This window comes from Alteribacillus bidgolensis, from assembly GCF_002886255.1.
GTDB lineage: Bacteria > Bacillota > Bacilli > Bacillales > Marinococcaceae > Alteribacillus > Alteribacillus bidgolensis.
In genome coordinates this window covers 1,803,714-1,830,696 of sequence record NZ_KZ614149.1, presented here as the reverse complement: position 1 = coordinate 1,830,696, position 26,983 = coordinate 1,803,714, and the positions used below count along the sequence as shown (strand labels likewise).

Genomic DNA, 26,983 nt, shown 5'->3' with positions numbered 1-26,983 from the left:
GTATGGTGAAGTGTCCAGCTGTTAAGTCCCGAAAAAACCCTGTTGGGATGGGGCATCTCAACAGGGTTTTTTGGGCGTTTAATGAGAACCGGTCAGTCGGTTTGAATTAATTGGTTGATTTTTTCGAAGAGTCTTCGCTGTCTGTGTTCTTTATGGAATCTCTGGAAAAGTCATCAATTTCTTCTTCTAATTCATCGAGAATTTCCTCTTTCATTTTTTTCATTTGATGCTGGCGTTTTTGCTGTTTTTCCTGTCTTAAGTCCTGCGTAAACATTTTAAACATCGAGAATACCATTACGGTCATGATAATGGAAAACGGTAGAGCTGCTACAATAGAAGCGGTTTGGAGCCCTTCAAGTCCATTGGACAATAGCAGCACAGAGGCTGTACCTGCAATGAGGAGTCCCCAAGTAATTTTTGTGAACAGCGTTGGATCAAGGCTTCCCTTTGAAGTCATGGCGCCCAATGTGTAAGAAGCGGAGTCTGCTGACGTAATGAAAAAAATTAAAATTAATACTAATGCCAGTCCATTTGTTAATCCCGCTAAAGGAAATTCTTGTAAAGTCGCAAACAATGCAAGTTCTACCGTATCGTTAACAATATCAGCAATAGGAGCTATGCCGTTCATTTCAAGGTTTAAGGCTGAGCCGCCGAAGACGCTGAACCAAATAACAGCGAGTAAAGACGGAACTAAAAGAACGCCGGCAATAAACTCCCTAATTGTGCGGCCTCTTGAAATTCTCGCAATAAACATTCCCATAAACGGAGCCCAGGATATATGCCAAGCCCAATAAAAAATGGTATTTGTCCCAATCCAAGTGCTGTCGGTAAACGGAGTCATCGTTAAACTCATCGGAACAAAATTGGAAATATACGCGCCAAGCGAAGTGGTTACGCTTTCTAATAAATAGATGGTAGGGCCGAGAAAGATCACAAAAATAAGAAGCAGGCCTGCAACGGTTAAATTCACGATACTCAGGTAACGGATGCCTTTGTCGAGCCCAGAAGCAGCAGAAATCATAAACAGCACGGATACGATTCCAATAATAATCAGCTGTGTGGCGGCATTATTAGGCATCCCTGTCAGGTAGGAGAGGCCTCCACTTATTTGCATGGCGCTTAGTCCAAATGTAGTAGCAACCCCTGTAGAGGTAGCTAATACGGCAAGTATATCGATGCTCTGCCCAATTTTTCCGCGCACCTTATCCCCAAATAAAGGATAAAACGCCGAACTGATTAGAGCGGGCTGGTCTTTTCGGAACTGAACATAACCAAGTGCCAGGGCAACTAAAGAAAAGATGGCCCACGGATGAAGAGCCCAATGAAAAATTCCGTAATCCAGCCCTAACTGTGCTGCTTCAGCTTGCGTTTCCACATCTCGGCCGAGTGGTGTATCGACATAATAGAGGACTGGTTCAGCTACTCCCCAAAACACAAAGCCGACGCCTATCCCCGCGGAAAACAACATGCCAAGCCAGGCATAAAAGGAATATTCCGGACGGTCTTCTGGCTTTCCAAGACGAAGCTTTCCATACGGACTTAGCGCTAAAAATATAATAAAAGTTACAAAAAACGCAGCAACCATCATGTAAAACCAGCCGAAGGTTTCAATGGTGAAATTCAGTGATGTTGCAGCAATGCTGGCTAAATGATTCGGCCGTATAAATCCCCAGAGCACAAATAAGAATACAAATATAGCGGATATAATAAAGACAGTTCCAGGTTTTTTAGTAGTATATGTATAGTTGTCTGTTCCCAAGTATGTCACTCCTACATCAATAGTATAGCTGATTGCCTTTACCCTTAAGCCGGCTTTCTTGAAACGCATTTTTTGACTTTTTATACTTTAAGGATGTTTAATTTTATTAAAGTAGTAAAGTATAGGGCTATAAGGACTTGGCGGCAAACCGAGTTTTTCTAATACTTTAGGAAAGTTTAACTTTGTTAAGGATCAAAGTATAAGCAAAACTCGACTTCCGCCATTCGGACTTAGCGGTAAGCCAAGCTTTTCTAATAAGATAAGAAAGTATAAAATGTTGCGCTTTGATGTCTAGCTGCAGCGCCCAGCCTCTCGGGGTTAAATAACCTCCAGTCATTAAAGGCAAAGAGCCCTTTATTGCCTGGAGAACATTTACCTGTCGAGGCTGATAAGGGCGCTTGCGCTTTTTTTTATTAATTACTATCTTCAAAGCGTTTTAAGTCGTTTTTATGTCCTATGACAATTAAAACATCGTTTTCAAATATTTTGTCGTCCGCCATCGGGGAAATATTGATATCTTTTCCTCTTTTAATTCCTAAAATGGTTATTCCAAACTGTGCTCTAATATTTAGGTCCATCAGTGTATGGTTATCCATGGAGCGTGGTGCTGCTATTTCCACGATAGAAAAATCGTCAGAGAGTTCGATATAGTCAATAACCTTTTCTGAAACAAGGTGCTGTGCGATTCTGTTACCCATATCATGTTCTGGATGGATAATTTTATCCGCCCCAATTTTGTCGAGAACTTTGTGATGATAGTAGTTTTGTGCTTTAACCCAGACAGAATCGATTCCCATTTCTTTTAATAGCAATGTGCAAAGAGTGCTGGCCTGAATATCATCTCCGATGGCTACAATGACATGATCAAAATTGGTGATACCGAGACTGCGCATGGTTTTTTCATCTGTTCCGTCACCAACGGCACTATGGGTAGAATCATTTACTATCTCGTTTACTTTGGATTCATTGATGTCAATGGCAAGTACATCATGGCCCAGCTTATACAGTTCAGTGCTGACGCTGATACCGAATCGTCCTAGTCCAATAACAGCAAATTGTTTCTTCATGGCCTTGTTTGTCTCCCTTCTGATCCCTGGTAAACATAATTTTGGCTGCTGTAAATGCGCAGGCGTTTTTGCGATGGACACTTGCCATCAAAAACACCACTTCCTATGCATGGATATATACACAGCCCCAACGCCATATATCATAGGGCGCCTGTACTTTTCTTATAAGATAAGAAAGTATAAAATGTTGCGCTTTGATGTCTAGCTGCAGCGCCCAGCCTCTCGGAGGCCCGCGGCGGTTTAAGGTACGTTTGCTAAAATCGAGAACATCGTGTTCCTACCGCAAAAGTCAGTCCATCCTGTGCAAGCCAGTTCGGCGTTCTCACAGCACGTGAGGAACTTAGCCGAACGTCTTTAAAAACAAGGGCGCTTACGTTTTCTTATTGTAATGTACTCTCCGTGATTATTGTTTGTCAATTATCGATTTTGTTACATCTTGTTAGTGAAGGACGGAGTCGGATTGAAGCGGGGAGGTTTTAAGAAAATAGGCTTCCATACAATGGCGGGTTTGACGCTTTAAATTTGCATTTAAATAACTGCTTGATCCTTCATACCCTCTGCACACATAACTGTAGCGGGAAAACATACCGTCATTTTCTTGGAAGGTTACACGAATACGGTTTTGATGCATGTATTGTTTGATATGGCGCATGTCTTTGTGCAGCATACGTAATGCCTCCTGTATCATGTCCAAATAGGGACCTTTCACTTTAAACGCTCCACTTTCAAAGAGTTGAAAGTCTTTTTCAAGGACTTTTTTTACAAGAGGAAGCAAAATAAAATAATGAATCATAATATGTTCTTCTTCTTTAATTTGCACGAGTACCCCTCTTTTCATTTTTGCGAACGTTTGTTTGTATTTTTATTATAACGAAAGCTCGTTTTATTATACAAGTGGAGTTTTTTTCCGCTAATATTTTCATTTAAAGAAAAAAAGCTGAGATCAGTTATTTAAATAGAGCAGCAACATAGGTTATAATATAAGAAAGCGCATACAAAAATAAAAACAGATGCGTCCTAAATAAAAATAAAGCCGCGCTTTTTTTAAAAGAGGAAGTCGCGACGTGGAGATAAACATTCTGTGCTCGGGGTTTGAGTCGTTCGGGATTGGAAAGAAGCAGAGATAAAACCACCGAACAGCTCGTGAAAAGACGTGGAGATAGAAAGATTTGAAAAATGAAAATGTAAAACGTAAAGATTGTAAGCTCTCCGAAGGGAACAAAGGGGTGCAGAGCAGCTATAAAAACAATCATAAAAGAGTGATAGCTTTGGTGGCTTCTGCGGTCATAAAAGAACTCATGAGGAAAGAATATTCAGGATAGGGCATAGGAAGATAATGGAGGTTACAAATCTGTGAAGGAATTTCCGTTGTCTGGATCGAATTAAATAATTAATAAAGAATTGTATAATAGCCCGCATTTCTAACACAGCCAGCACATATATATGCAATAACACGCTGCAACGTTTACTGTAATGGATTCAAAAGCAGAAGCTAAATCAAAGGCATAATTCATTTGTTCCCAGCCGCCTCTGTTGTCCAGCTCAATCTTCTAAGACACCTTCCATGTCTTATAACAGGAAAAAGTTTTGCAAGTATTAGAAAAAACTGATCATTTTTCTATGAACACGAGACAGGAAGCAGACATCAAGAATGAAACTTCAATAGAAAGATGTAAGCAAAAAGCGTTTAGAGGAAGCGCCATGCGGGTATGTAGTCAGTAAATAAATACATGCTTGAGCCCGGGCCAGTACTTCATGCGCGCGTCGCCCGCCAAGGACAGGACAGAAAGCCAAATACCGGTAAAGTCCGGTGAAAGGATAGGGGGTTCGACGAAAATGTTACATCCTACTCATGAACAGCATTTTATGAAAAAAATAAAGTCGGCAAAGCATGGCAGAAGACCATCAAGACAGGTGCTTCAATCGCTATATGCCCAAATGACCATGGAATACGCTGTTTATTCCTTTAATAAGGAGCGGCTGCAGCGCATGATTGACAAAGCATTAGATCAGAAAGACCCGGAAAGTTTTCAAGCATTAACAAGTCAATATAATGCCTTAATTGGAGAATACAAATTTGGCAAAGTAATCTCTGAGCAAGGATATGAAATTGAGTTGGACTTTAAAGTGAAATAGAAAAAGAAACACCGTCAGCCTGGTTGAAAGTGAACTGTACCCCTTAAAATGGACAGTTTAATAAAAAGCGCTAAGCTGCTAGTAAGTGACCTCGGTATTGGGCCGGGGTCATTTTTTGTAGAGATCATTGACTTGGTGACAAGCCAAGTTTTTCTAATTTTAAGGTTAAGAAAGTACACGTTAGACATCACAGCCAAGTTTTTCTCATACAGGCTTCGTCAGGATAAATACTTCTGCAACTTGTCTCATATAAATAAAAGAGTTGTGGAGAGAAGGGGAGGCCATATGAAAAATACGTTTGTTGTCGGGACATTCTTGCTTATTGTGGCGGCATTTTTAGGAGAATGTTTGGAATTCTTGATTAATATGGTGTTAGCCCGTGAACTGGGAGAAAAAGGACTCGGTTTGTATATGTCCATTCTTCCAACGATAGTATTTTTAGTTGTGATAGCGAGTATGGAGCTGCCCATATCGATTTCAAAAGCAGTAGCAGAAAAGGAAGAGACATACCATAGAAGTTTGCTTTACCATACGATACGTTTTACGGGTACTTTTATGGTTGCATGTTTGGCAGCGGCCTTTATTGTATTTCCTCTGATTCCGGTCTTTGATCAGTATCACACAGCATTGCCATACTTATTATTGATTCTTATTCCTGTCATCGCGTTGTCATCGATTGCTAGAGGTTATTTTATGGGAACGCAGCATATGGGGAAAATTGCGGTAGCTAATTTTTTAAGAAGAGCAGTCCAACTAGTCCTTTTAATAGCAGTATTCCAATTATTCCATTTTGAAGCGGATACTGCAATACTATTAAGCTTGTGCACTCTGATAGGTACCGAAATCGTGGTGTTTTTATACTTGTTTGTATTATTTTTAAGAGAAATGAAAAGGTTGAAAAAAACACCTTCCGAGCCTATGAAAAAAACATCTGTCTTACACACACTTTTGGCTGTTTCCCTGCCGACAACAGGACTTCGAATCTTTCATGCTGCTTCCTTTGCGGTCAAGCCGTTTTTGATAAAAGCAGCCCTTATGAACGCAGGAGTGGTAGAAGAACAGGCTACTGTGCAATATGGAAAGCTGGCAGGGGTTGCGTTTACGATTGGGTTTTTCCCAGCTTTCATTGCTCATTCATTACTGATTATTCTTATTCCGACTGTTTCTGAAGCATATGCCAAAAAACACGTTTCTTCGTTAAGCGCCCTGTTAAATAAAATTATGGCGGGAACGTTTGTCTATGCTGTTCCGGCTGTTTGGATTTTTTATTTTTTCTCAAGCGAATTGACGAGCCTGTTTTTTGAAAAGTCGCCTGCAGCGGTTTACTTGCAGCTTTTGGCTCCTTACTTTTTCTTTCATTTTTTTGTCATACCGATGCAAGCCTTTCTTATTGGTCTTGGACTCGTAAAGGATGCATTTCTACATTCTATCTGGTCGACGACGGTTTCATTTATACTCATGTATGTACTTGGCTCCATGCCGCAGCTGCAAATGGATGGGGTCATTATAGGAATGAACACAGGCATTATTATTCTTACGTTTATGCATTATTTGACGATTCGAAAACGGTTGGATCAGCCAGTAGGATTAAGCTTCCGAGAAATACATGAAGGAAAAACATTCTAAAAAATGTAGAGAGGAGACTAGAATGGAAACAGGATGAACGATTCATCCATAAAAAAATGAACCACAATCTTATCCTTCTCTAGCGTAAGCTTGTGCAATTATATATACTAAATAAGAGAAAAAGAATTTAACGAGAGACCAGGAGGCAATACTGTTGATTTTATCGGACCAAACAATCAAAACCATGATAGACCAAGAGGAGCTGCAGATCGATCCCATCAAGGAACATCAAATCCAGCCAGCATCCGTAGATATAAGACTGGGCACTCATTTTTTAAAAATTGATGAAAATGCGATTGAATCCATTGCTCTAGATGAACCGGCAAAATACGTAGAGTTTGAAAGTGAAGAAGTCATCATTCCGCCTCATTCTTTCTTGCTTGCTACCACGAAAGAATATATCCGACTTCCAGATCAAGTGACTGCATTTGTGGAAGGAAGAAGTTCTATCGGCCGGATGGGGCTGTTTATACAAAATGCCGGCTGGGTCGACCCCGGCTTTGAAGGGGAAATCACCCTTGAACTTTATAACGCTAATCGCCTGCCTATCCGGTTAAAAGCCGGGCGCCGAATAGCTCAGCTCGTATTCGCATTTATGGATAAAAAAGCAGCGGTGCCATACCAAGGAAAATATCAAGGACAGCGAAAAGCAGTTGGAAGCCAAGTTTACCTCGATGAAGAAACAAGTGAAAAATAACTTCAAAAACAAAGCCGCCAAGGAGCTGTCTCAAAAGCATGGGAGGCGGCTCTTCCAATGTTGTATGAAAACACATCGCCGTTCCGTAAAAGAACCAGTCGGCAGCAGAAGAAAGCCTGATTTTATGCATTAATTTTTTGACTTTTGACACTTAGCAGAGTTTTCAGGTGAAATGGGTTAATGAGTGAGGCGGCTGCTGGTACTGAAGCTTACCGTGAATCGGCTTGTTTTAAAACAGTTTTATTAGAAAAACTCAGCTTACCACCAAGTCCGAACGGCAATATACTTTGAACCTTCAACAAAGTCAAATATCCCCAAAGTATAAAAAAAGAAGGCATCCTCTAAGTGAATAACACTTAAAAGATACCTTCCATTCGTTTTATTTTAAGAAAAAGTGGTCGATATGCCCTTTTCCGGCTTGATACTCTTTAATGACACGCGCAGCTTCTTTTTGTGAACGCGCAAACTTATTTTCAAGAAAATCCTCAAAGAATTTCTTCATTTGTATTCCTTCTTTCTATTCATTATGTCTTCATTATCCTCTCCCATACATTTTTTAGCAAAATCTAAATATAAAGAGGAAAACGGAAACATTTCCTGTGGAAACGGATAAAAACCGGTATTTTCTTTAATTTTCTTCAAATTACTCTTTTTTTCTTCTTTATTCAGGGAGCGCTAATAGTAACTTCTTAAAAAGAAACAAAGCAACGGAAATAATAAATAGCGATGCTGTACTCTTTATGGGAAGATAGAGGGGAAATTCGGATACAAAACGCAAACGTGTACAGCTGCTTTCAAATAAAATTATGAAGCTTTGGAATTTATTTGGTATTTGGGTTTTTGTGGATTGGTTTTTCCGATCGGCTGGGAAAGTGATAGCAGAACGCATAGAAGAAGAATCACAGGTTCGGTGAGCTGCAATTATTGCAATGTCACTACCTTCAAGGTTATTATTACTCTAGGCCGAAAAAATTGTTAGAACTTTATATATACGATCTATAAGACGTAAAGGGTTCGGTTCATCATAGAATCGAGCCTTTTCATTAGGAAATCATTTATTATGTGAATAGTGCTTTCTTTAAGCAAGGAAGTTTTAAAAAGCTAAATACAGCTGAAAATGTTATAATGGGAATGTTGTCAACAAATAATTGTTCAGCTGAAGACAGACAATGTCTTATGGCTATATAAATATATTAAAAGTTGTGTCTTCAAGCAGGCACATGGATAAGAAAGAGGGATTGGCCTTGAGTTTTGCTAATGAAAAGGCAGTAGTCGTATTTAGCGGCGGCCAGGATAGTACCACCTGCTTGTTTTGGGCGCTTGAACGATTTGAAGAGGTCAGTGCTGTCACCTTCGATTACGGCCAGCGCCATCGTGAAGAGTTAAAGGTGGCGAAATCTATTACAGAAGAGCATGGTATAGAGCATAAAGTGATGGATATGTCGTTATTAAATCAGCTTGCTCCAAACGCATTAACAAGAGATGATATAAAGGTTCAGGACGGCCAAGATGGAGAATTGCCAAATACCTTTGTGGAGGGAAGAAATCTGTTATTTTTCTCCTTTGCAACGATCTATGCGTCTCAAAAAGGGGCAAAACACATTGTTACCGGGGTTTGCGAAACAGATTACAGCGGTTACCCCGATTGCCGCGATGTGTTTGTCAAATCACTGAATGTTTCTTTAAACCTAGCGCTGGATAAAGACTTTGTACTGCACACCCCGTTAATGTGGCTCGATAAAAAAGAAACATGGGAGCTTGCTGATAAACTTGGCAGACTTTCCTATGTTAAAGAAAAGACATTAACCTGCTACAACGGCGTCCCAGGGGACGGCTGCGGAGAATGTCCAGCATGCAGGCTGCGCCAGGCTGGTTATGAACAATATATTAAAGAAAAGGAACGGGAAGAATAATGCTTCATCAATTTTACCCGCAAGTACAGCATGAATACCGATATGAATTGAATAAGGATATGCATTTGGCAGCAGCGCATTTTATCCCTGCAAGTGCTGCAGGCAAATGCACAAATATTCATGGACATACGTATGTCATTAATCTGACCATCGCGGGAGACGAATTGAATGACACTGGCTTTTTAATCGACTTTAAATTGTTAAAAGACATTGTTCATAAGCGGTTTGACCATTCCTTATTAAACGATTACCACGAATTTGGCGAGTCTCAAACAAATTCAGCAGATACGTTTCCTACTACAGAAGTAGTGGCAAGGACGATTTGGCAGCTTGTGCAGCGCGAGTTAGATCAATGTGACAACAAACCGTGCTGCCTTCAGGTGCTTGTGCGGGAAACACCGACAAGCTATGTGGTGTACCGCCCGAAGAAAGGGGATTTTTCATCATGAAAAAAGTCCCTGTATTAGAAATTTTCGGGCCGACTATTCAAGGAGAAGGAATGGTTATCGGACAAAAAACAATGTTTATTCGGACCGGCGGCTGTGATTACCGCTGTTCATGGTGCGATTCGGCTTTTACGTGGGATGGTTCGCAACAAGCGGAGCTGTTAAACGTTGATGAGATTATTGAAAAGCTCGAAACCATTGGCGGTGCTGCTTTTAACCATGTTACGATTTCAGGCGGAAATCCAGCTCTTCACAGCGGATTGGGTGAAGTCGTTAAAATGCTGCAAGAAAAAGGAATAAAAACCGCTGTAGAAACACAAGGTACGATTTGGCAGCACTGGATGAAAGACATTGATGAAGTAACGATTTCTCCTAAACCGCCTAGTTCTGGCATGGATACAAACTGGGAGCAGCTCGATGAATATATTCGCCAATTAAACGATCGGGAAGATAAAGAAGTCAGTTTAAAAATCGTCATATTTGACGATAAAGATTTGGAATATGCTGTAGACGTGCATCAGCGATACCCGCACATTGCTATGTTTTTACAAACAGGTAATGAGCATCTCGAGACAGCCGATAACAGCTGGCTGCTGTCTCATTTATTAAACAGATATGAAGAGCTGGTGGAAAAAGTTATTGCTTCTGAGCGTTTAAACGAAGTGAAAGTCCTGCCGCAGCTGCATACATTGCTGTGGGGGAATAAACAAGGAGTGTAAGAAATATGCCGGAAGGAAAAGGTGTAGAGCACCTTTCCCACTTGGGAAGTGAAGATACGAGCTATACGTTTGAATATGATCCGTCTCTATTAGAAACGTTTGAAAATAATCATCCGAACCGGGACTACTTTGTAAAATTTAACTGTCCTGAGTTTACTACGCTTTGCCCGAAAACAGGACAGCCTGATTTTGCTGCCTTATATATTAGTTATATACCTGAAAAGAAAATGGTAGAAAGCAAGTCATTAAAATTGTATTTGTTTAGTTATCGCAACCACGGCGGTTTTCATGAAGATGCGATCAACATGATTGTCAATGATCTGGTGGAATTGATGGATCCACGCTATTTGGAAGTGTGGGGGAAATTTACTCCGCGCGGCGGCATTTCGATAGATCCATATGTCAACTACGGCCGTTCGGGAACAAAATACGAAGAAATGGCGTCTCAACGGCTGCTCTATCATGACATGCATCCAGAAAACATCGATAACCGCTAATCCTGACCTGGTCCGCAGATCTGCTGCTGGATCAGGTTTTTTAGCAGATAAGAAAGCATACATTCTGTCGTTTTTGATGCATGTTTATCAGTGGACGGGCTGCTTGTGTGCACACGATAATGAGGAACTTTTGCTAAATATGTTCCTATAGAAGAAGTCAGACCTCCTGTGTAAGCTATTTCAGTGTTTGTCACAGGAGGTTGTTTATAGATATTATTGTTTAGAATTATCAACTTCTTGTTCTTCCTCTTCAATAACTGCTGGTGTTGAGATTTCCCCTCCACCTTTTTCGCTATAAAAATCAGGTACGTCACCTGGGACAAAAAGCATTCCAACTGGGATCGTTGTTTTCACTACGCTGGTATCCGTAGCAAATGGGATAATGATTTCTACATCTACTTCTAAATCAAGAGAGACTCGGACCCAAGTATTGTTAATCCCTTTTTCCTGTATTTCTTCGTTTAATTCAACATCCACATCACCAATTGCAGTAAGTTCAATAGGAATTAAAGGTCCTAACTGAGCTAATATGGCATTATCGGTAGCTCTTCCTAATGGGATACTGTATAAGGCGCTATCTTCTTCCTTTGAATGATGTGCAATAAATTGGGAAGCTGATTCTGGAACCGCCCCTTGTTCCATTTTCATCAAGTAATGTTGGGCTTCAGAGACGGCATTTGTGGTTACTTGGTTGTAAACATTACTGTTAAAACCAATAGATGCTACTTCACCATTATCCCCTTTTTCTATTTCGATTAATTTATTCATGTCTACATCCTTTAAAGTAGAGGTTACGGCATAGTTGATTGTTGAGGTGGCAATTTTTTGCGTTTCAAGGTTTGCGATTTCCAATAAGGTTGGAGTAATTTGTTTATTAACCAGCCAAATACCTTGAATAGTTAATATGATGAAAATGCATAGAGAAATGATTAATACCTTTCCAAAAGATAAAGGATACTTACCGGGAGTACGCAATTTTCTTTTCCTCAATGAATGTATCCTCCCTGATTGAGCATTGACCTATATGTAAACATATTTCATTATAAAGTAATTATACTCCCCAAAATGGACCAAATAAAAAGAGAAACTACCTGTAATTCCGTATAGATTGGAAGAAAAATACAACCCACTCCTCCTGCAAGAAGAGCAATACAAAATTAATAATAACCACCGTTTTAAATGGAGGAGGAATGTAAATTATTTCTCATATTAGAAACAGGAAGATGTAAAAACAAAAATACAGTAAGATTAAGTTGCCTTAATTAGATAGGATATCCAAAAACTAATATGGCTGAAGTAATTATGAATTGCCGTTTGGAAGTCATGATTCATTAACCGTCTCGTTAATGAAGTTTACTAGAGAGCAGTCCTCTTGATAATAAGGAGGCTTTTTTTTATATCTTCATTATGTAAAGTGATGGAGAACATTTAAATAGCTATCGAGAAAAGCATATTAGTATTAGGTAACATACATTCATGGTAAAATGATATTAAGTTACGTGTTGGGGTGGTCACGGGTGGAATATGTATCTACTATAAAAGATGTACAGAAAATTCAATTAATGAAAGAAGTAATAAAAAAGAAATCCACCAGAGATTATTTATTGTTTGTCATGGGGATTAACACGGGATTACGTATAGGACAGTTACTTCAATTGAAGGTTGAAGATGTCGTTGACAATCAGGGAAACTTCCGCCTCTTTATGGAAATAGATAACCAGTCTGTTTATTTAAATGAGCAAATAAGACGGGCATTTAAACATCACTTTCAAACCGAGATAGGTTTACAGCATAGCTACTTGTTTCAATCTTCCCGGGGCGAAAACCCTATTACTAGACAGCAGGCCTACCGTATTATTAATGAAGCTGCCAAAAAAGTGGGAATTAAAGAAAAAGCGGGAACTCATACCCTTCGGAAAACATTTGGGTATCATGCTTATGTGAAAGGGATCGCCGTTTCTTTCATTCAACAAAGATTTCATCAAGCTGCTCCATCTGAGACATTAAAATACATCGGAGTAGAAAAAACAGAACGACACAAAATAGATGTGAATTTATAACGGGAGGCTAAATATGTTTTTGGAAGCATTCGGAAATGACGCCTTTGTTCTTTTGGGGGCTTTGCTGTTAATTAGTGGGGTGTTAGTAGCAAAGTTCTCGGATCGTTTTGGGCTTCCTGCACTTGTTCTTTTTATCCTTGTCGGTATGATTATTGGCAGTGATGGTTTAGGTTTAGTTTACTTCGATAATGCTGAAGCAGCCCAACTTATTGGTATTTTAGCTTTGGTTGTAATATTGTTTGAAGGGGGCCTTCAGACGAAATGGACAACTGTTAAGTCAGTTGCTGTACCAGCACTTTCCTTAGCTACGCTAGGAGTATTTCTAACCTCTGCTATTGTGGGTTTATCAGCAATGTTAATTTTTGATATAACATGGTTTGAAGCTTTCCTTTTTGGTGCCATTGTAGGCTCAACAGATGCTGCAGCCGTATTTGCCGCTTTAAAAGAACGAAACATCAAGGCAAAAATGGGGGCTGCTTTGGAGGCTGAATCTGGGACTAACGATCCGATGGCTGTATTTTTGACCCTTGGATTCATTGAGTTAATTCTTGCAGATGATATGAGTCTATTAATGCTTATTCCAAACTTTTTTTGGCAAATGGGAATTGGGTTAGGACTTGGTTTTATTATAGGAAAAGCTGCTTCTTATTCCATTAACCGAATTAACCTAGAATCGAGTGGACTTTATCCTATTTTTTCTGTAGCGTTTGCTTTATTAACCTATAGTGTCACAGCCTTTATAGGCGGTAGTGGGTTTTTAGCTGTATATGTGGCTGCATTAGTGATCGGCAACTCCGAGTTAACCTATCGATATTCCATCTTTCAATTTAATGAAGGGTTTGCTTGGATGGCGCAAATTCTTATGTTCATTATTCTTGGCTTACTAGCTTTCCCGGAACAACTATTTACGATGGAAATCGTCCTTTACGGGTTACTAATGTCTATTATACTAATGTTTGTCGCACGTCCTATAGCTGTATTTCTATCCACTTTAGGAATGAAATTCACGTTTAAAGAAAAAATATTCGTATCTTGGGCGGGATTACGTGGGGCTGTTCCAATTGTTTTAGCCACATTTCCAGTGGTTGCAGAATTAGAAAACAGTCAATTGATTTTTAATGTCGTATTTTTCATCGTGTTAACGTCCGCATTAGTTCAAGGTTCGACAATATCCCATGTAGCAAAAATGCTAAACCTTGTGGGACCTAAAAAGGATACTCCTCACCACTCTATTGAGTTAATTTCGATTGGAAAAGCGAATGCTGAAATGGTGCAATTCAAAACCAACCAGGAAACAGCGGTTGTTGGTAAAAAATTACACGAAATTCCTTTTCCACGGAAAGCGACAATCAGTGCTATTGTAAGAGATGAGAGATTAATTACCCCTTATGGAGAAACGGACATTCAAGCTGGAGATTTTTTATATATTCTTGTCTCCCGAAAAGAAAAAGAGGCATTGAAGCAGTTATTAGAAAAAAAGAAAGAAAAACAGCAGAAGGTATTGTGAGTAAATTAAAATAACGTTTAACTAAAAAAGTGTTAAGTATAGAGAGTAAAAATGGAGTAAGTTATAGTATTGTGGAGAATACGCTATAGATGAATTTAAAAATTTGGGGCAGAAAAGGTAAAATTTCAATTTCTGCCCAATAAAAGCTAGTACTTTAAAAATATGTCTCAGTAAAAAGTTGCAAACGCCAGTTATTATTTGTATTGAAAACTGGTCTGAAGAAAATTAAAAGCTGCTGAGTAATTCGCTCAACAGCTTTATTGTTTAAAATATCTTTATTTCGTTTTTTACTAGATTGTTGTTCTTTTGGTAGTTTATTAATCTTTCGGTCTGTAGCAAAGAAGGCAACTAAACCAATGCATATAGAAGAGATAGCGATGATGGGTGTTTTGTATCCATTGGATCGTTGAATTGCAATATACCAAAGGTAGTCGCTCCAATACCATTTACCACTAACCAAACGCTAAGAAAATATTTTATCGTAGAGCCATTTGCGAATGAAATTTTTCTTCTTCATCCGATTTTAACTGGGGATTTTTCATGTTTATTATCCACCTTATTAAATAAGCAGCGTCCCTTTCCGTGAGGGATACAAAGCGGTGTACCAAAAAGTGGATCTTCGGTTACCTGGCATTCCATTTGAAATACGTTTCTTACTAAATCACAAGAAATAATGTCTTCAGGCTGTCCTTGTGAATAGATCGTTTTATCTTTTATAGCAATGATATGGTCTGCATACCTGCAAGCTAAATTAAGATCGTGCAGTACCATGACAATGGTGCGGCCATATTGTTTGTTTAAATCAAATAATAGATCAAGAATGTCAATCTGATGAGTCATATCAAGATAAGTAGTAGGTTCATCTAATAACAATGTTTCTGTGTTTTGAGCAAGTATCATAGCAATCCATGCCCGCTGCCGCTGTCCGCCGGAGAGAGAATCGACAGGACGATCTTGAAGATCAGTCATATTGGCTGCTTCTAACGCTTTTGTTACAGCCTCTTCATCCTTTTTTGACCACTGCTTTGCCCAGCTTTGGTAAGGATAGCGCCCTTGTTTAACGAGCTGGAGAACGGTCAGGCCTTCAGGTGCTGTTGGGCTCTGAGGAAGAACAGCCATCTTTTTAGCTATTTCCTTTGTACGCATTTTTGAAATATCTGCACCTTCTAAAATAATCTGGCCGGCATCTGGTTTTAAGAGACGGGATAAAGAACGCAGAAGAGTAGATTTCCCGCAGCCATTACCACCAATTAAAACGGTCACTTTTCCCTTTGGAATAGCAACGTCTAGAGAGTCAATAATGGTCGTATCACCGTATCCAATCGTTAGATTTTCGCCTTTAATCGTTTTCATTACATATTCTCCCCCTTAGGATCTGTTTTTACTTTTATATAATAAATAAATAAAATAAGGAGCCCCGATCGTGGCGGTAAATACACCGGCTGGAACCTCATGCGGTGAAAAGGCGGTTCGGCCGAGTAAATCAGCACTCATAACAAGGATGGCGCCAATAAGAGCAGATAAAGGGATAAGTGCTCCATAGGAAGAACCGACAAGACGTCTTGCCATATGGGGAGCCATTAACCCCACAAATCCAATCCCTCCTGCAAACGCTACAGTAGTACCTGCTAATCCTGTGCATAAAATAAGCATAAGGATGCGGTCCCGCTGCAGATGAGCTCCGATGCTTAAAGCAAGTTCTCCTCCCAACGTTTGAGCATTTACTTTTCTAAAGCTTAAGAGTGTCAATAAAAATAAGATAATAATAACAGGAGCCATCAATTGAACGTCTGTCCAACTGGCCCCATTTACACTGCCTGTAAGCCAGAGGTTGGCTTGGGCAGCTCTATGTATCGGGCCTAGCATCATAAACATCGTTGTTAATGCTTGCATAAGCGTTGATAAACCAATGCCAATCAAGATAAGACGTATCGGAGAAATTCCGTTTTTGTAGGAGAGAAAATACACAATGAACCCTAATACGGCTGCCCCAAGAAATGCTGCTAACGGCATCCATTGCACGCTCACGATAAGGGAGTGATTATCGTCGCTAAATAAAGCAAGGAAAAGAACGACAGTCACACCTGCTCCCCCTGTAATTCCAATAATATCTGGCGAAGCTAGCGGATTTTTTATCATACCTTGTAGTATCGCTCCAGATATGGCAAGACCTGCACCGGCAAATAAGGCGACAAGCAGTCTTGGCATCCGCAAGGTCTCAATGATGAGCTGATCGCCTGGTTCCCCATGTCCGAACAATGTTTTCATAACTTGAAGCGGATGTATAAAAGATTCCCCTATAGAAGCGGAGACAAGAAACAAAACCAGTAACACACATGTCATGAAAAGAATGTTAAAAACTGATTTTTGGTCAAACATAAATGAAAATCGATCGTTTTTCGTTCGGAAAACCTTATTTTTGCTCATGATTCTTTCCATCCTTTTCGGGCTAAATAGACGAAAAAGGGAGTGCCGATAATAGCCGTCATGACCCCGACTGGAACTTCCTCCGGCATAATAATAAATCGTGCACTAATATCCGCTAATAAGAGTAATACGGCTCCAAGAACACCAGAATACGGAATAACCCAGCGATGATCCTGGCCGGCAATAGCGCGTGCAAAATGGGGGACAACAATACCAATAAAAACAATTGGTCCTGCTACTGCGACTGCCCCGCCCGCTAAACCGACAATCAATATTCCAGCTATCGCTTTTATAACAGCGATTCGTCCTCCTAGACTTTGAGCAACATCTTCTCCCATGATAAGTATGTTGATGTGCCGTGAAATAAGGAGAGAGCCTGCCCAAGCACCGATAAAATAAGGGAGCACTGGATATAAATATTGAAGTCCTCTTCCTTGGACAGAGCCGGCCAGCCAAAATAATACTTCATCTAAAGCTTTTTCATTTAGGACAAGCAAACCTTGTGTCAGAGAAGAAAACAATGCTGCAATCGCTGCACCGGCAAGTGTCAAACGAAGCGGCGTTAAACCTTCTCGTCCTAATCCCCCTACCGCATAAACAATAAGAGAAGCTGCTGCAGCACCAGTAAACGAGACCCAGGTCATTCCTTGTAGTGAAATAGATGGAATATATATAATAACCACTACAATAAATAACGAGGCTCCAGCATTAATACCAAAAATGCTGGGAGAAGCCAGCGGGTTTCTCGTCAAAGCCTGCATGAGAACCCCGGCAATCGCTAGAGATGCCCCTACACAAATTGCGATAAGCGCTCTAGGAATTCTAGCTTCAAGGATAATAATATGTGTGTTAGACTCTTTAAATTGTTCAAAGTGAAAGAGGACCTGATACAAGTGATTCAACGTTACCTCGGTGTATCCTAAGACAATACTTCCCATTGTAGCCAAGCATAACACTAGAATTGCTGCAACGAATCCCCATCCCTTCATTTTCGTTGTTTTTATTGCCATATTTAACCAAATCCCTGTTTTGAATGATGTTTACAATATCAAAATATACACTCTCTACATTAATTCTTACGGATCTTACTGTCAACGATTTTGAGAATCATTATCATTTTTTGTTGACGAAACATAGGGATTTATATTATGATACGATACGTAATTGAAAATAATAATCAGTTGCAGGGGGGATACATAATTTTTATGAAAAAAACATATTTTGCATTCATGTTTGTATTAGCAAGTATTTTCTTATTAGCAGCTTGCGGAACAGATGAAGAAACAGCTGCGTCTTCTGATTCAGAAGATGATAAGGCAGAAGAGTTTGAAAGTTACACAGTAGAACACGCAATGGGTGAAACAACCATTGAGGAAGAACCGGAAAATATCGTTATTTTAACAAATGAAGGAACAGAAGCTTTGCTTGCCCTTGGCAAAAAACCAGTTGGGGCCGTGGAATCTTGGACGGGAGACCCTTGGTATGATCACATATCTGATCAAATGGAAGGGGTAGAAGTAGTTGGTGATGAATCCAACGTTAATATTGAAAAAGTGGCTTCATTAAATCCAGATTTGATCATTGGAAATAAAATGCGCCAAGAAGATATTTATAATCAGTTAAATGAAATTGCGCCAACTGTTTTCTCTGAAACGTTACGTGGAGAATGGCAAACGAACTTTAAACAATACGCTGAAGCCTTAAATATGGAAGAAGAAGGAGAAGAATTACTCACCGAGTATGATGAGCGTCTTTCCGATTTTGCTGAAAAAGCAGGAGAAGACACACTCGATCAAAAGGTTTCCGTCGTACGTTTTATGCCTGACCATGTCCGAATTTATCACCAGGACTCTTTTTCAGGTGTCATTTTGGACGACATTGGATTTGACCGTCCTGAAAACCAAAAGAGTGATAGCTTTATAGAAAAGGCTACAAAAGAGAGTATTCCAGATATGGATGGAGATGCACTGTTTTACTTCTCGTATGAGACAGGAGATGGGGCAGCAACAGAACTTCAAGAAGAATGGACAAAGGATTCTTTGTTTCAAAATCTTGAGGTTGTAAAAGAAGGAAATGCTCATCAAGTGAGTGATGCTATTTGGAATACAGCCGGAGGTTATCTCGCTGCTAATCTGATGGTAGAGGATCTTGAACAATATTTCATAGAAGAATAAATATTTACTTTTTGGTAAGACCCGCAGTTATTTGACTACGGGTCTTTCTTTTTTCTTTGTTGTTCGACTAAAAGATTATCATCTTACAGTACAATTAAAAACCACTTATATTTAGTAGAAATTCATTTTAATTAGCTGAACATGTTGACTTTCGACTCCGGGCCGTTAACAGGAAAATTGCTCTTGTCTACTTAATTATTCATTAATTTATTTCGATTTTCTGATTGCGGAGGTTCTTCAAGCCATCCTTTTTCGATCATCAGGTCAGCAGTATCTTCTGAAAATTTTACTATTTCTGCAACAAGTCGTGCATATAAAAGCCCAAGGTCATGTCTTGGGCTTGCCCCCATTGCCAGACCATAATTGCTAATGCCAGATGTATTTAGAAACGATGTCATGTATAGCATGAGTTTATCCGAAAACGGTGCTTCTGTTGACTTCGTAACACCCGTATCCCAAGGTCCGGGAGTAGGTAAATGTTCATCTATTAGCTTTTGGGAAAATTGCTTTTTATGCTTTTCTGATATTCTTTGCCCTTTCCAAATAAACTTTTGCACATCTTTTGACTCAGCCGTCTGAGCAAAGCCGAGCATTAGCGTGTTTCCTAACGTGTTTGTATCTATATTGGTAAACAGATAGGTGATTTCTTGAGCTGTTAAAGGTCTTCTATGAGTTGTAAAACCAGCTAAAAAACTTTTGTCATGAACAAAACGTACTTTGTCAGGATAAGAAATATAAGGAGGGCGGATATACAGTCCCTGTTTTTTCAATACTCCTATTGAATTTTCATCAAGCTTGATTGTTGTTTCAGTACAATACTTATATAAAGAACGAACATCTTCGCGAGAAACTATTGAAAATGATAACGAATACGTTACCAGTCCTATTTTCGCCATGCTTTTAAGGAAGTTAATTATAAAAATATCTGTAAATAGACGTGGTGCTTTTAGATTTACATCGGTTTCAGTAAAACCTTGCGGGATAGGAAACTCTTCTGTATTAAAAATTTCTGTAATTATTTGGTTGTATTCTTTTGAGTATTGAAGTCCATCTTCAATGGCGGATTTAATTTGTTCGTCTTCAACTGTTTTTAAAAAATACTCAAGTACACATATAGACATAGAGTTGTTTAAGTAAGAAGTCCATAAAGTTGCTATTTCAGAAGATGTTAAACGAATGTGGCTTGATGTCTCCATATTTCCTCCTGCCAAACATGATTATTTTTTTCTGCATCATTTTTATATAAAAAAGATCGGATTTTGTATGAGCGCTTTTATACTTAAATAAATGCAATTCTGCCTTTTATTCAGTTTTTGTACAATGAATAAATTTATTCTATAAAATAGGAAAAATTTAAACACCCTAAGCAGTAATGAACATAGTCGAACAAATACTTTATAAAAAAGCAATAGAAGAACAAAGGAGCTGTAATCTGCCAATATTTCTCCTCGGTATTTCAATGTTTGCAAGTACAGGAAAAGGGAAAAAGACTTTCAAAAGAATGTGCAGCAATAGACGGGAGGCATACGGATGAAAGGAACATGGACAAGTACCTGGATATTGTTGTTAATCATCCTGACTTCTGGCTGTCAAATTCGAATGGACGTTCTATATTCTTGGGTCTCAAGGGGTTTATTAAAAAAGACTACGTAAAAGAGGAAGCTGACCGAATCAATCAGCTTCCTTCTTTAATACTTTAGGAATTTTTCTTTTTGAAGAGCTTCAGTGCCCTGCGGCATCTATTCAGGGCGCTTGCGCTTTTGTTCTGCAGAGCTCTTGGCTTCATTTTTTAAACTGTGCATTTTTGATTGCAGCTTTTCATATTTAACATGGCCAAGTTCTCGAAATTTTTCTTTTCTACCGCGGTATGCAGCGATCGCTTTCGTTGGATAATTTATAAAAAGACTTAAGCGGTTAGCTATTTTATGGCGAAGGGAGGAACCTTTCATTGGTGCACTGAGTAATGTTCCAATAAAAGCTATGAAAAAACCAGCTCCAGCACCTCGAATGAATGTTTGTTTGCTGCTGTTTTTACGGTTCATACGTTTATTTGTCATTACGGGTTTCGCTTCCTTCTTTGATTTCTTTTAATGCTTTGCGTTTTTGAGTAAGGTAATATATGAGCGCTGCGGCCCCGTATAGTCCTCCAAGATCTTTCTTCTGAGATGCTTCTTTACCTTCTTCGGTATTTTTTTTCCATGATACGGTAATATCCGCTAATGAGGAAGAAAGTTTTCTAGAAGCTTCTCCAGCATCCCCAAGAATGTGAAACAAAGGATTCAGCGCGCGCATTTTTTCATTTAAATCCAATAGGGTTTTATTGCTGTTATGAATAACAACCCCTGATTCTTTCATAACTTCATCTAATTGATCCGGCAGTTTTTCTACCGTTTTGTCGATTCCGTTTAAAACACTGCTCAAGTTATTTAATGCTCTTATTAGAAAAATAACGAGCACTGCGAAGGCAATTGCGACAATAAGTAAGCTGATTCCTAGTAGATCCATTCCTTCCTACCTCCAGTTATATGTGTAAAATAATCACTACTAAAAAAACTTCGACAATTTTTCCTTAATTCCTCTCGTTTTCTACAATATCTAAAAGGTTTCCAATATACTCACCAATGAAAGGCATCGTTTCAAATTGTGCCAGTATAAAAAATAATAACGCAATAATAATAGCCGTGCCAACTGTTAATCCTACTCCGCGGGCGGCTCCGGCGATCAAATTTGTTTTTATTACTTCTGATCGTTTCGTGTAATGATAGGCCATATCTCTCATGCGGGACTTCGTGGTAATGTCATCAAGCTGTGTGATAAGCTTTTCTAGTTTTTTTACGTCTTCATGGTCGGTTGGGCGTCTTTTTTTCTCAAGCCGGTAGTTTTTATTGTTCTTTCGTACTTCCACGCTATTCCCCCTGTTCTCCTCCTGTTTCATTATGTTTTACCCTGCTGTTCATTTCTTTAAACAGTGGCAGGTGAACTTAAGAATGTGCGCTTCTCCTGGGTTAGCAATGGAGATAATCAGAAGTACAGGGTTTGCCGTCAAGTTTTTAGCAAAGTTAACTATTTTTAATGATTAGCGGCTTGCCGCCGCGTCGTATGGCGGAAGACGCTAATACTATCCTTTAACTTCGATGTACTTCTCATTATGGATCGGAGGGATTTTGTTACGTGCCATGGCGCAGATGTAATCGGGTTTTCACGGTTATACAGAAATATAGTGATTGAATAGCCATCATATGGCCGTAATCAACTTCCATTATATTCCAATACTATCTGAATACACTGATTTACTCGCCATTGCGGGTAGAGCGAGCTCTGTCACGTGCCATGGCACAGATTTTACCGATTTTCGCGGCTATACAGAAATATGGTAATTGAATAGCCATCATATGACCGTAGTCATTTTCCATTCATATCCCAATACGCTGATTACTCGACATTCCCAGGCAAAGACTCGCCATTGCAAGCGTAATTTTGCTTATACTTTGATCCTTTAACAAAGTTAAACTCTCCTAAAGTACAAAAAAGCTGTTCCCTGCCTTTTGGGAACAGCCCTCAGATCAATGATTGGTTAAATGCTCATAAGCATTACGCATCATTGGTTCATTTTGTACGTACGTATCAAATAATAATTTTAGTGCGGCAGATTCATCCCCGCATGTTTCTATTGCCTCCATATAGGAAGCATGAAGGAAGCGGTCATGTTCAATCATTTGTTTCATTCTTTCCTGTTGAAAATCCATGCTCTCTCACCTCTAACGAAAGCGGTTATTGTATATAACCATAGTATGCTGTGTATAAATGTGATGTTTTCCGCTTTTATAATGATTACGCGTTTACTTCATGAAAGATTTGGTTGTAAGCAGCAGCAGAGTCTACATCTTTTTTTGTGATCCCGCCTTCATCCAGTGTTGAAAGCCTCACAGTGACTGAAGTGTGATCAATGATGATATTTGGGTGATGCTGCACGTTTTCGGCATGATGAGCAATTTTCTCAACAAATGCAATGCCGGTAAGAAATTTCTTAAACGAGAAATTTCTCTCGATTGTTTTTGCATCAGCCCTATTCCATCCATTTAGATCACTTAATTTTTTTTCAATTTCTTCGTTGTTTAATGTACTCATTTTCACCATCCCATCTTATACTGATATATCATTTTTACCACTTTCAGCACGTTTTTAAACGTTGCTATTTTTTATTTTAGTTTGAAAAAGGGTATGACTAGAGGGGAGAGAAAGGAGACGAGAGAATGACAAACAAACGACAAGGCTCTGCTTATACAGAATACGGTGTGCTAAAGGAAGTATTGATGTGCTCTCCAGAGGAAATGCGTATTAAAAAACCGATAAATGAGGTCCAAAAGTCTTATGAAGATGAAAATATTGATCAAGATAAAGCGATAGAAGAACATCAATTTCTAATTGAAACATTAAAAAACCACGGGGTAACCGTTCAGCTTATTCCTGCGCTATCAAAGTTGCCAGAGCAGGTATTTACAAGAGATCTCGGCTTTGCCACAGAAAAAGGTATTATTACTGGTAAAATGGAGACGGATATTAGAGAGCCGGAAATAAAGGAATTTAAATCTTGGCTCCAAGACCATCATTGGGACTATTTATCAATAAATGATGGTTCTATTGAGGGCGGAGATGTGTTAATTGACGAGGACGTAATCTATGTAGGGGATAGCAGCCGTACGAGTGAACAAGCAGTAAAACAGTTAGAAGAACTGTTTCCTGCGAAAAAAATAATAACCATACCTTTTGATAAAAAATATCTTCACTTAGATTGTATTTTTAACATTCTTTCTCCAGGAACGGCGCTGCTTTATCCCGACGCCCTTTCTAATGATATTGTCCGCGATATATGCATGCGTTACCGTACTATTACGGTGACAGAAGAGGAACAATTTAGACTAGGGACAAATGTATTGTCAATAGGTAATAAAACAGTAATAAGTCTTCCAGAAAATAAAAAGGTGAATGAAGATATGAAAGAGATGGGGTTTGAGGTACTAGAAATCCCTTTCTCAGAAATCATTAAATCCGGCGGTTCTTTTCGCTGTGTAACAATGCCGCTTATCAAAGGAAAATGATAAATATTTCATTAAATAATGGAAGCCTGGCTCTGCCAGGTTTTAACAATATTTCATCATGAAGGCTGGACGTGTAAGGGTAAGCTGAATTTTTTCTTGTGTTCCATGATAAAAATTTTTAAACTATAGGAGTAGGAGTAACAAAACGTTTCTTATTATATTTGACAGATTACGAATTTTTTTTTACAATCTAAATACAGACTGACTGGTCGGTCTTGAGTGTTTTAGTATGTAATCGCTTACCTTGAAAACAATAAGAAGAAGCAAAAACAGAGAGAAGGTGCATTTGATGTTTAAGAGAATACTAATAGCTAACCGGGGTGAAATTGCTGTACGTATTATTCGTGCCTGCCGCGAGCTAGGTATAGAAACAGTTGCTGTTCATTCCGAAGCAGACCGAGAAGCTCTGCATGTACTTATGGCAGATGAAGCGTATTGCGTAGGGCCGAGCTCCTCTGCAGAAAGTTATTTGAAAAAAACGAATCTCATTTCCACCGCTCTTAAAACAGGGGCAGATGCAGTGCACCCGGGGTATGGTTTTCTTGCAGAAAACGCTGAGTTTGCAGAAATTTGTGCTGATCACGACCTTGCATTTATCGGACCATCCCCAGAAGCAATCAGCAAAATGGGGGCCAAAGCAGTTGCCCGTGATACGATGGAAGCAGCAGGAGTGCCGATCGTTCCCGGTACGGATGGAATTATTGAAAACGAAGAAGAAGCTGTAAAAACAGCAGAAGACATCGGTTATCCGGTGATTGTAAAAGCAACAGCCGGCGGCGGCGGAAAAGGGATGAGAGTCGCTGAAGACCCGGAAGATTTGAAAAAAGCGATAAACATGGCTCAGCAAGAAGCAGCCACCGCTTTTGGGGACAGCGGAGTGTATATGGAAAAATTTGTAGAAGAGCCTCGTCATGTAGAAATTCAAATTATGGCAGACTCTCACGGAAATGTGGTTCATTTTGGAGAAAGAGATTGTTCTATTCAGCGAAGACATCAAAAGCTGGTTGAGGAAGCACCATCCCCTGCTCTCGATGAAGAGACAAGACAGGCTATGGGAAAAGCTGCTATTAAAGCCGCAAGAGCAGTGGATTATTGCGGAGCAGGCACGGTGGAATTTTTGCTTGATAAACATAAAAAGTTTTACTTTATGGAGATGAATACTCGAATTCAAGTAGAGCATCCCGTAACCGAAGAAGTAACTGGTATAGATTTAATTAAAGAACAAATCCGCGCTGCTGCAGGAGAAAAATTATCAGTTGAACAAGAGAACATTCAAATTGACGGTTGGGCTATTGAATGCAGAATAAATGCAGAAAATCCTGCCAAAAACTTTATGCCGTCCCCAGGGAAAATTGAAATGTATCTTCCGCCGGGCGGTCTGGGCGTGCGTATAGACAGCGCTGTCTATCCAGGATATTCTATTACGCCGTTCTATGATTCGATGGTTGCTAAATTAATTGTAAGAGGAAAAACAAGAGATGAAGCAATTTCCCGGATGAAAAGAGCATTATCAGAATTTGTTGTAGAAGGTGTGGATACAACAATTCCGTTCCATATGAAATTAATGGATCATCCTTCTTTCAAAGAAGGAGATTTTAACACAAAATTTCTTGAGCAGCACCAAATTATGGATTAAGACCGAAAGCAGGTGATAAGAATGCCGGCGAAATCCACGAAGCAAAGGATTACAGAGGCTGCTCTTCAACTTTTTGAAGAAAATGGCTTTCATGCGGTAACAGTGGATAAAATAGTAAAAGAAAGCAACACCTCTAAAGGCGGGTTTTATCACAATTTTAAATCGAAAGATGAGCTTCTTTACACCATCCATGACTCGTTTATTACATATGTCATTGATAAAGCAGCAGAAGCTCATGCCAGCTATCATACACCGGCGGAAAAACTTTATGAAACCGTGCGTTCTTTCGTGAAAATGTTTGAAGTATACCGAGCTCACGTCACTGTTTTTTATCAAGAAAGTTTGTATTTATCACCAGACTATTTTGATAGTATTAAAAAAAAGCGTGATGTCTACAAAGATATGATGTTTTCTGTCGTAAAAGAAGGCAAAGAAAGAGGAGAATTCAGAGATGAACTGCCTGTCCCGATCACATCGATGGCTATTTTCGGCATGATTAACTGGACGTACAAATGGTACAAAGCCGACGGACAATATTCGGTGAAAGAAATAGCAGACATTTATGCAGATTTGATCATGCAGTCGCTTCTAACCGAACAAGCAAGAAAAGAACCTGCTTATCAACGTTTCTTTTTACGAACTAATCGTGTAATGTAATTATTTTTAATCCTCAATAAGGGAGTGTAGGAAAACATGTATAAAGTAAACGAAATTAAAGAATTGATTCGGGCACTAGACAAATCCAGCATAGGAGAGATTGAAATCCGCGGAGAGAACAAAGAAAAGATTACAATCAAAAAAGAAGGAGCGGTACGGGCAGCAGCTGTTGAAACCATTCAAACTCCACAGCCGCAAGCAGCTCCTAGTGTCCCGCAGCCGGAAGCACCAGCACCGGCTGCGCCTAAAGAAGAATCACCAGCAAAAGCGCCAGAACAAGCAGAAACACCGGAAGCTAAAGATGATTCTCTAGAAGAAATAACATCTCCAATGGTCGGTACATTCTACCGTTCTCCGTCTCCAGATGCTGATCCGTATGTGAAAGAAGGAGACAAAGTAGGCGAAGAATCGGTTGTTTGCATTGTAGAAGCAATGAAATTGATGAATGAACTTGAAGCAGAAATTTCTGGAGAAATTGTAGAAATTCTCGTTGAAAATGGGGAGCTTGTCGAATACGGCCAGCCGCTGTTCCTTGTAAAAACAGCTTAACCATACACATGTCA

Annotated in this window: 30 protein-coding genes; 15 read left to right on the top strand and 15 right to left on the bottom strand. The window is 39.4% G+C overall.

From position 1 onward, the window contains the following. Positions 1 to 106: 106 nt before the first annotated feature. The 3 genes from CEF16_RS09280 to CEF16_RS09265 form a co-directional block, all read right to left on the bottom strand. Entirely contained in the window at positions 107 to 1,759 is a 1,653-nt protein-coding gene (locus tag CEF16_RS09280) for a BCCT family transporter (RefSeq protein ID WP_281259164.1), read from the bottom strand. Between the two features lie 413 nt (positions 1,760 to 2,172). Beyond that, a complete protein-coding gene (locus CEF16_RS09270; RefSeq protein WP_091586781.1) occupies positions 2,173 to 2,826 on the bottom strand; it encodes a potassium channel family protein in 654 nt (217 codons plus the stop codon). 439 nt (positions 2,827 to 3,265) lie between these two features. Beyond that, a complete protein-coding gene (locus tag CEF16_RS09265) occupies positions 3,266 to 3,646 on the bottom strand; it encodes a YhjD family protein (protein WP_091586780.1) in 381 nt (126 codons plus the stop codon). A gap of 1,016 nt (positions 3,647 to 4,662) precedes the next feature. Here CEF16_RS09265 and CEF16_RS09260 point away from each other — a divergent pair. The 3 genes from CEF16_RS09260 (at position 4,663) to dcd (ending at position 7,285) form a co-directional block, all read left to right on the top strand. Further along, a complete protein-coding gene (locus tag CEF16_RS09260; protein ID WP_170031771.1) occupies positions 4,663 to 4,962 on the top strand; it encodes an IDEAL domain-containing protein in 300 nt (99 codons plus the stop codon). A 285-nt stretch (positions 4,963 to 5,247) separates the two neighbouring features. After that, entirely contained in the window at positions 5,248 to 6,588 is a 1,341-nt protein-coding gene (locus CEF16_RS09255) for a polysaccharide biosynthesis protein (protein WP_091586778.1), read from the top strand. A gap of 154 nt (positions 6,589 to 6,742) precedes the next feature. Beyond that, positions 6,743 to 7,285 (top strand): dCTP deaminase, encoded by a 543-nt coding sequence (gene dcd, locus CEF16_RS09250; protein WP_091586777.1) that lies wholly within the window; start codon positions 6,743 to 6,745, stop codon positions 7,283 to 7,285. Positions 7,286 to 7,664: 379 nt separating this feature from the next. Here the strand turns inward: dcd and CEF16_RS24850 are convergent, their stop codons facing one another. Then, on the bottom strand, positions 7,665 to 7,787 hold the full coding sequence (locus tag CEF16_RS24850; protein WP_281259163.1) for a hypothetical protein: 123 nt from the start codon (positions 7,785 to 7,787) through the stop codon (positions 7,665 to 7,667). Between the two features lie 718 nt (positions 7,788 to 8,505). Here CEF16_RS24850 and queC point away from each other — a divergent pair. From queC to queF, 4 genes are read left to right on the top strand one after another with little or no spacing between them, the layout of a single operon-like run. Next, positions 8,506 to 9,198: a 7-cyano-7-deazaguanine synthase QueC gene (gene queC, locus CEF16_RS09245; RefSeq protein ID WP_091586776.1), complete on the top strand. Its 693-nt coding sequence runs from the start codon at positions 8,506 to 8,508 to the stop codon at positions 9,196 to 9,198. After that, the gene (gene queD / locus CEF16_RS09240; RefSeq protein WP_091586775.1) at positions 9,198 to 9,647 is read left to right on the top strand and encodes a 6-carboxytetrahydropterin synthase QueD; all 450 of its coding nucleotides are present in this window, start codon (positions 9,198 to 9,200) and stop codon (positions 9,645 to 9,647) included. Before queC ends, queD begins: the two co-directional genes overlap by 1 nt. After that, on the top strand, positions 9,644 to 10,363 hold the full coding sequence (gene queE / locus CEF16_RS09235) for a 7-carboxy-7-deazaguanine synthase QueE (protein ID WP_091586774.1): 720 nt from the start codon (positions 9,644 to 9,646) through the stop codon (positions 10,361 to 10,363). Before queD ends, queE begins: the two co-directional genes overlap by 4 nt. A 5-nt stretch (positions 10,364 to 10,368) precedes the next feature. Further along, complete coding sequence (gene queF, locus CEF16_RS09230; RefSeq protein ID WP_091586773.1) at positions 10,369 to 10,860, top strand: preQ(1) synthase; 492 nt, start codon at positions 10,369 to 10,371, stop codon at positions 10,858 to 10,860. Here queF and CEF16_RS09225 read toward each other — a convergent pair. Together CEF16_RS09225 and yunB are read right to left on the bottom strand one after the other, a co-directional pair. Then, positions 10,857 to 11,093, bottom strand: a complete 237-nt coding sequence (locus tag CEF16_RS09225; RefSeq protein WP_091586772.1) for a hypothetical protein — start codon at positions 11,091 to 11,093, stop codon at positions 10,857 to 10,859. The two genes, queF and CEF16_RS09225, sit on opposite strands and share 4 nt — an antisense overlap. Further along, complete coding sequence (gene yunB, locus CEF16_RS09220) at positions 11,074 to 11,850, bottom strand: sporulation protein YunB (protein WP_091586771.1); 777 nt, start codon at positions 11,848 to 11,850, stop codon at positions 11,074 to 11,076. The genes CEF16_RS09225 and yunB overlap by 20 nt, the downstream gene beginning before the upstream one ends. Before the next feature lie 527 nt (positions 11,851 to 12,377). On the opposite strand from yunB, the gene CEF16_RS09215 reads away from it, so the two are divergent. Together CEF16_RS09215 and CEF16_RS09210 are read left to right on the top strand one after the other, a co-directional pair. Then, complete coding sequence (locus CEF16_RS09215) at positions 12,378 to 12,920, top strand: tyrosine-type recombinase/integrase (RefSeq protein ID WP_091586770.1); 543 nt, start codon at positions 12,378 to 12,380, stop codon at positions 12,918 to 12,920. A gap of 13 nt (positions 12,921 to 12,933) precedes the next feature. Further along, the gene (locus tag CEF16_RS09210; protein ID WP_091586769.1) at positions 12,934 to 14,427 is read left to right on the top strand and encodes a potassium/proton antiporter; all 1,494 of its coding nucleotides are present in this window, start codon (positions 12,934 to 12,936) and stop codon (positions 14,425 to 14,427) included. A 513-nt stretch (positions 14,428 to 14,940) separates the two neighbouring features. Here CEF16_RS09210 and CEF16_RS09205 read toward each other — a convergent pair. The 3 genes from CEF16_RS09205 to CEF16_RS09195 are packed head-to-tail and all read right to left on the bottom strand — an operon-like array spanning position 14,941 to position 17,864. Continuing rightward, positions 14,941 to 15,780, bottom strand: coding sequence for an ABC transporter ATP-binding protein (locus CEF16_RS09205; RefSeq protein WP_091586768.1), 840 nt, complete (start codon positions 15,778 to 15,780; stop codon positions 14,941 to 14,943). A gap of 15 nt (positions 15,781 to 15,795) precedes the next feature. Then, the gene (locus CEF16_RS09200; protein ID WP_091586767.1) at positions 15,796 to 16,854 is read right to left on the bottom strand and encodes a FecCD family ABC transporter permease; all 1,059 of its coding nucleotides are present in this window, start codon (positions 16,852 to 16,854) and stop codon (positions 15,796 to 15,798) included. Continuing rightward, the gene (locus CEF16_RS09195) at positions 16,851 to 17,864 is read right to left on the bottom strand and encodes a FecCD family ABC transporter permease (RefSeq protein ID WP_091586766.1); all 1,014 of its coding nucleotides are present in this window, start codon (positions 17,862 to 17,864) and stop codon (positions 16,851 to 16,853) included. Before CEF16_RS09195 ends, CEF16_RS09200 begins: the two co-directional genes overlap by 4 nt. 195 nt (positions 17,865 to 18,059) lie before the next feature. On the opposite strand from CEF16_RS09195, the gene CEF16_RS09190 reads away from it, so the two are divergent. Then, a complete protein-coding gene (locus CEF16_RS09190) occupies positions 18,060 to 19,028 on the top strand; it encodes an ABC transporter substrate-binding protein (RefSeq protein WP_091586765.1) in 969 nt (322 codons plus the stop codon). Between the two features lie 191 nt (positions 19,029 to 19,219). On the opposite strand, the gene CEF16_RS09185 is transcribed toward CEF16_RS09190, so the two are convergent. Then, positions 19,220 to 20,239 carry a DUF3231 family protein gene (locus tag CEF16_RS09185; protein ID WP_139185990.1) on the bottom strand — a complete coding sequence of 340 codons (1,020 nt, stop codon included), beginning with the start codon at positions 20,237 to 20,239 and terminating at the stop codon, positions 19,220 to 19,222. Between the two features lie 330 nt (positions 20,240 to 20,569). Between CEF16_RS09185 and CEF16_RS23725 the strand changes: the two genes are divergently transcribed. Next, positions 20,570 to 20,728: a hypothetical protein gene (locus CEF16_RS23725; protein ID WP_170031768.1), complete on the top strand. Its 159-nt coding sequence runs from the start codon at positions 20,570 to 20,572 to the stop codon at positions 20,726 to 20,728. A gap of 39 nt (positions 20,729 to 20,767) precedes the next feature. Here the strand turns inward: CEF16_RS23725 and CEF16_RS09180 are convergent, their stop codons facing one another. The 5 genes from CEF16_RS09180 to CEF16_RS09160 form a co-directional block, all read right to left on the bottom strand. Further along, positions 20,768 to 21,085, bottom strand: a complete 318-nt coding sequence (locus CEF16_RS09180; RefSeq protein ID WP_091586763.1) for a hypothetical protein — start codon at positions 21,083 to 21,085, stop codon at positions 20,768 to 20,770. Beyond that, the gene (locus tag CEF16_RS09175; RefSeq protein WP_091586762.1) at positions 21,075 to 21,533 is read right to left on the bottom strand and encodes a DUF948 domain-containing protein; all 459 of its coding nucleotides are present in this window, start codon (positions 21,531 to 21,533) and stop codon (positions 21,075 to 21,077) included. The genes CEF16_RS09180 and CEF16_RS09175 overlap by 11 nt, the downstream gene beginning before the upstream one ends. 64 nt (positions 21,534 to 21,597) lie before the next feature. Continuing rightward, positions 21,598 to 21,933, bottom strand: coding sequence for a DUF5665 domain-containing protein (locus tag CEF16_RS09170; protein ID WP_245917814.1), 336 nt, complete (start codon positions 21,931 to 21,933; stop codon positions 21,598 to 21,600). 658 nt (positions 21,934 to 22,591) lie between these two features. After that, entirely contained in the window at positions 22,592 to 22,774 is a 183-nt protein-coding gene (locus CEF16_RS09165; RefSeq protein ID WP_091586760.1) for a hypothetical protein, read from the bottom strand. Positions 22,775 to 22,859: 85 nt separating this feature from the next. After that, positions 22,860 to 23,156 (bottom strand): 4a-hydroxytetrahydrobiopterin dehydratase, encoded by a 297-nt coding sequence (locus CEF16_RS09160; RefSeq protein ID WP_170031765.1) that lies wholly within the window; start codon positions 23,154 to 23,156, stop codon positions 22,860 to 22,862. Between the two features lie 125 nt (positions 23,157 to 23,281). Here CEF16_RS09160 and CEF16_RS09155 point away from each other — a divergent pair, with 125 nt between their 5' ends. The 4 genes from CEF16_RS09155 (at position 23,282) to accB (ending at position 26,969) form a co-directional block, all read left to right on the top strand. Then, positions 23,282 to 24,127 carry a dimethylarginine dimethylaminohydrolase family protein gene (locus tag CEF16_RS09155; protein WP_091586758.1) on the top strand — a complete coding sequence of 282 codons (846 nt, stop codon included), beginning with the start codon at positions 23,282 to 23,284 and terminating at the stop codon, positions 24,125 to 24,127. A 289-nt stretch (positions 24,128 to 24,416) separates the two neighbouring features. Next, on the top strand, positions 24,417 to 25,763 hold the full coding sequence (gene accC, locus CEF16_RS09150) for an acetyl-CoA carboxylase biotin carboxylase subunit (RefSeq protein ID WP_091586757.1): 1,347 nt from the start codon (positions 24,417 to 24,419) through the stop codon (positions 25,761 to 25,763). 21 nt (positions 25,764 to 25,784) lie between these two features. Further along, positions 25,785 to 26,420 (top strand): TetR/AcrR family transcriptional regulator, encoded by a 636-nt coding sequence (locus CEF16_RS09145; RefSeq protein WP_091586756.1) that lies wholly within the window; start codon positions 25,785 to 25,787, stop codon positions 26,418 to 26,420. A gap of 36 nt (positions 26,421 to 26,456) precedes the next feature. Next, entirely contained in the window at positions 26,457 to 26,969 is a 513-nt protein-coding gene (accB, locus tag CEF16_RS09140; RefSeq protein ID WP_091586755.1) for an acetyl-CoA carboxylase biotin carboxyl carrier protein, read from the top strand. The last annotated feature ends 14 nt before the right edge of the window (positions 26,970 to 26,983 follow it).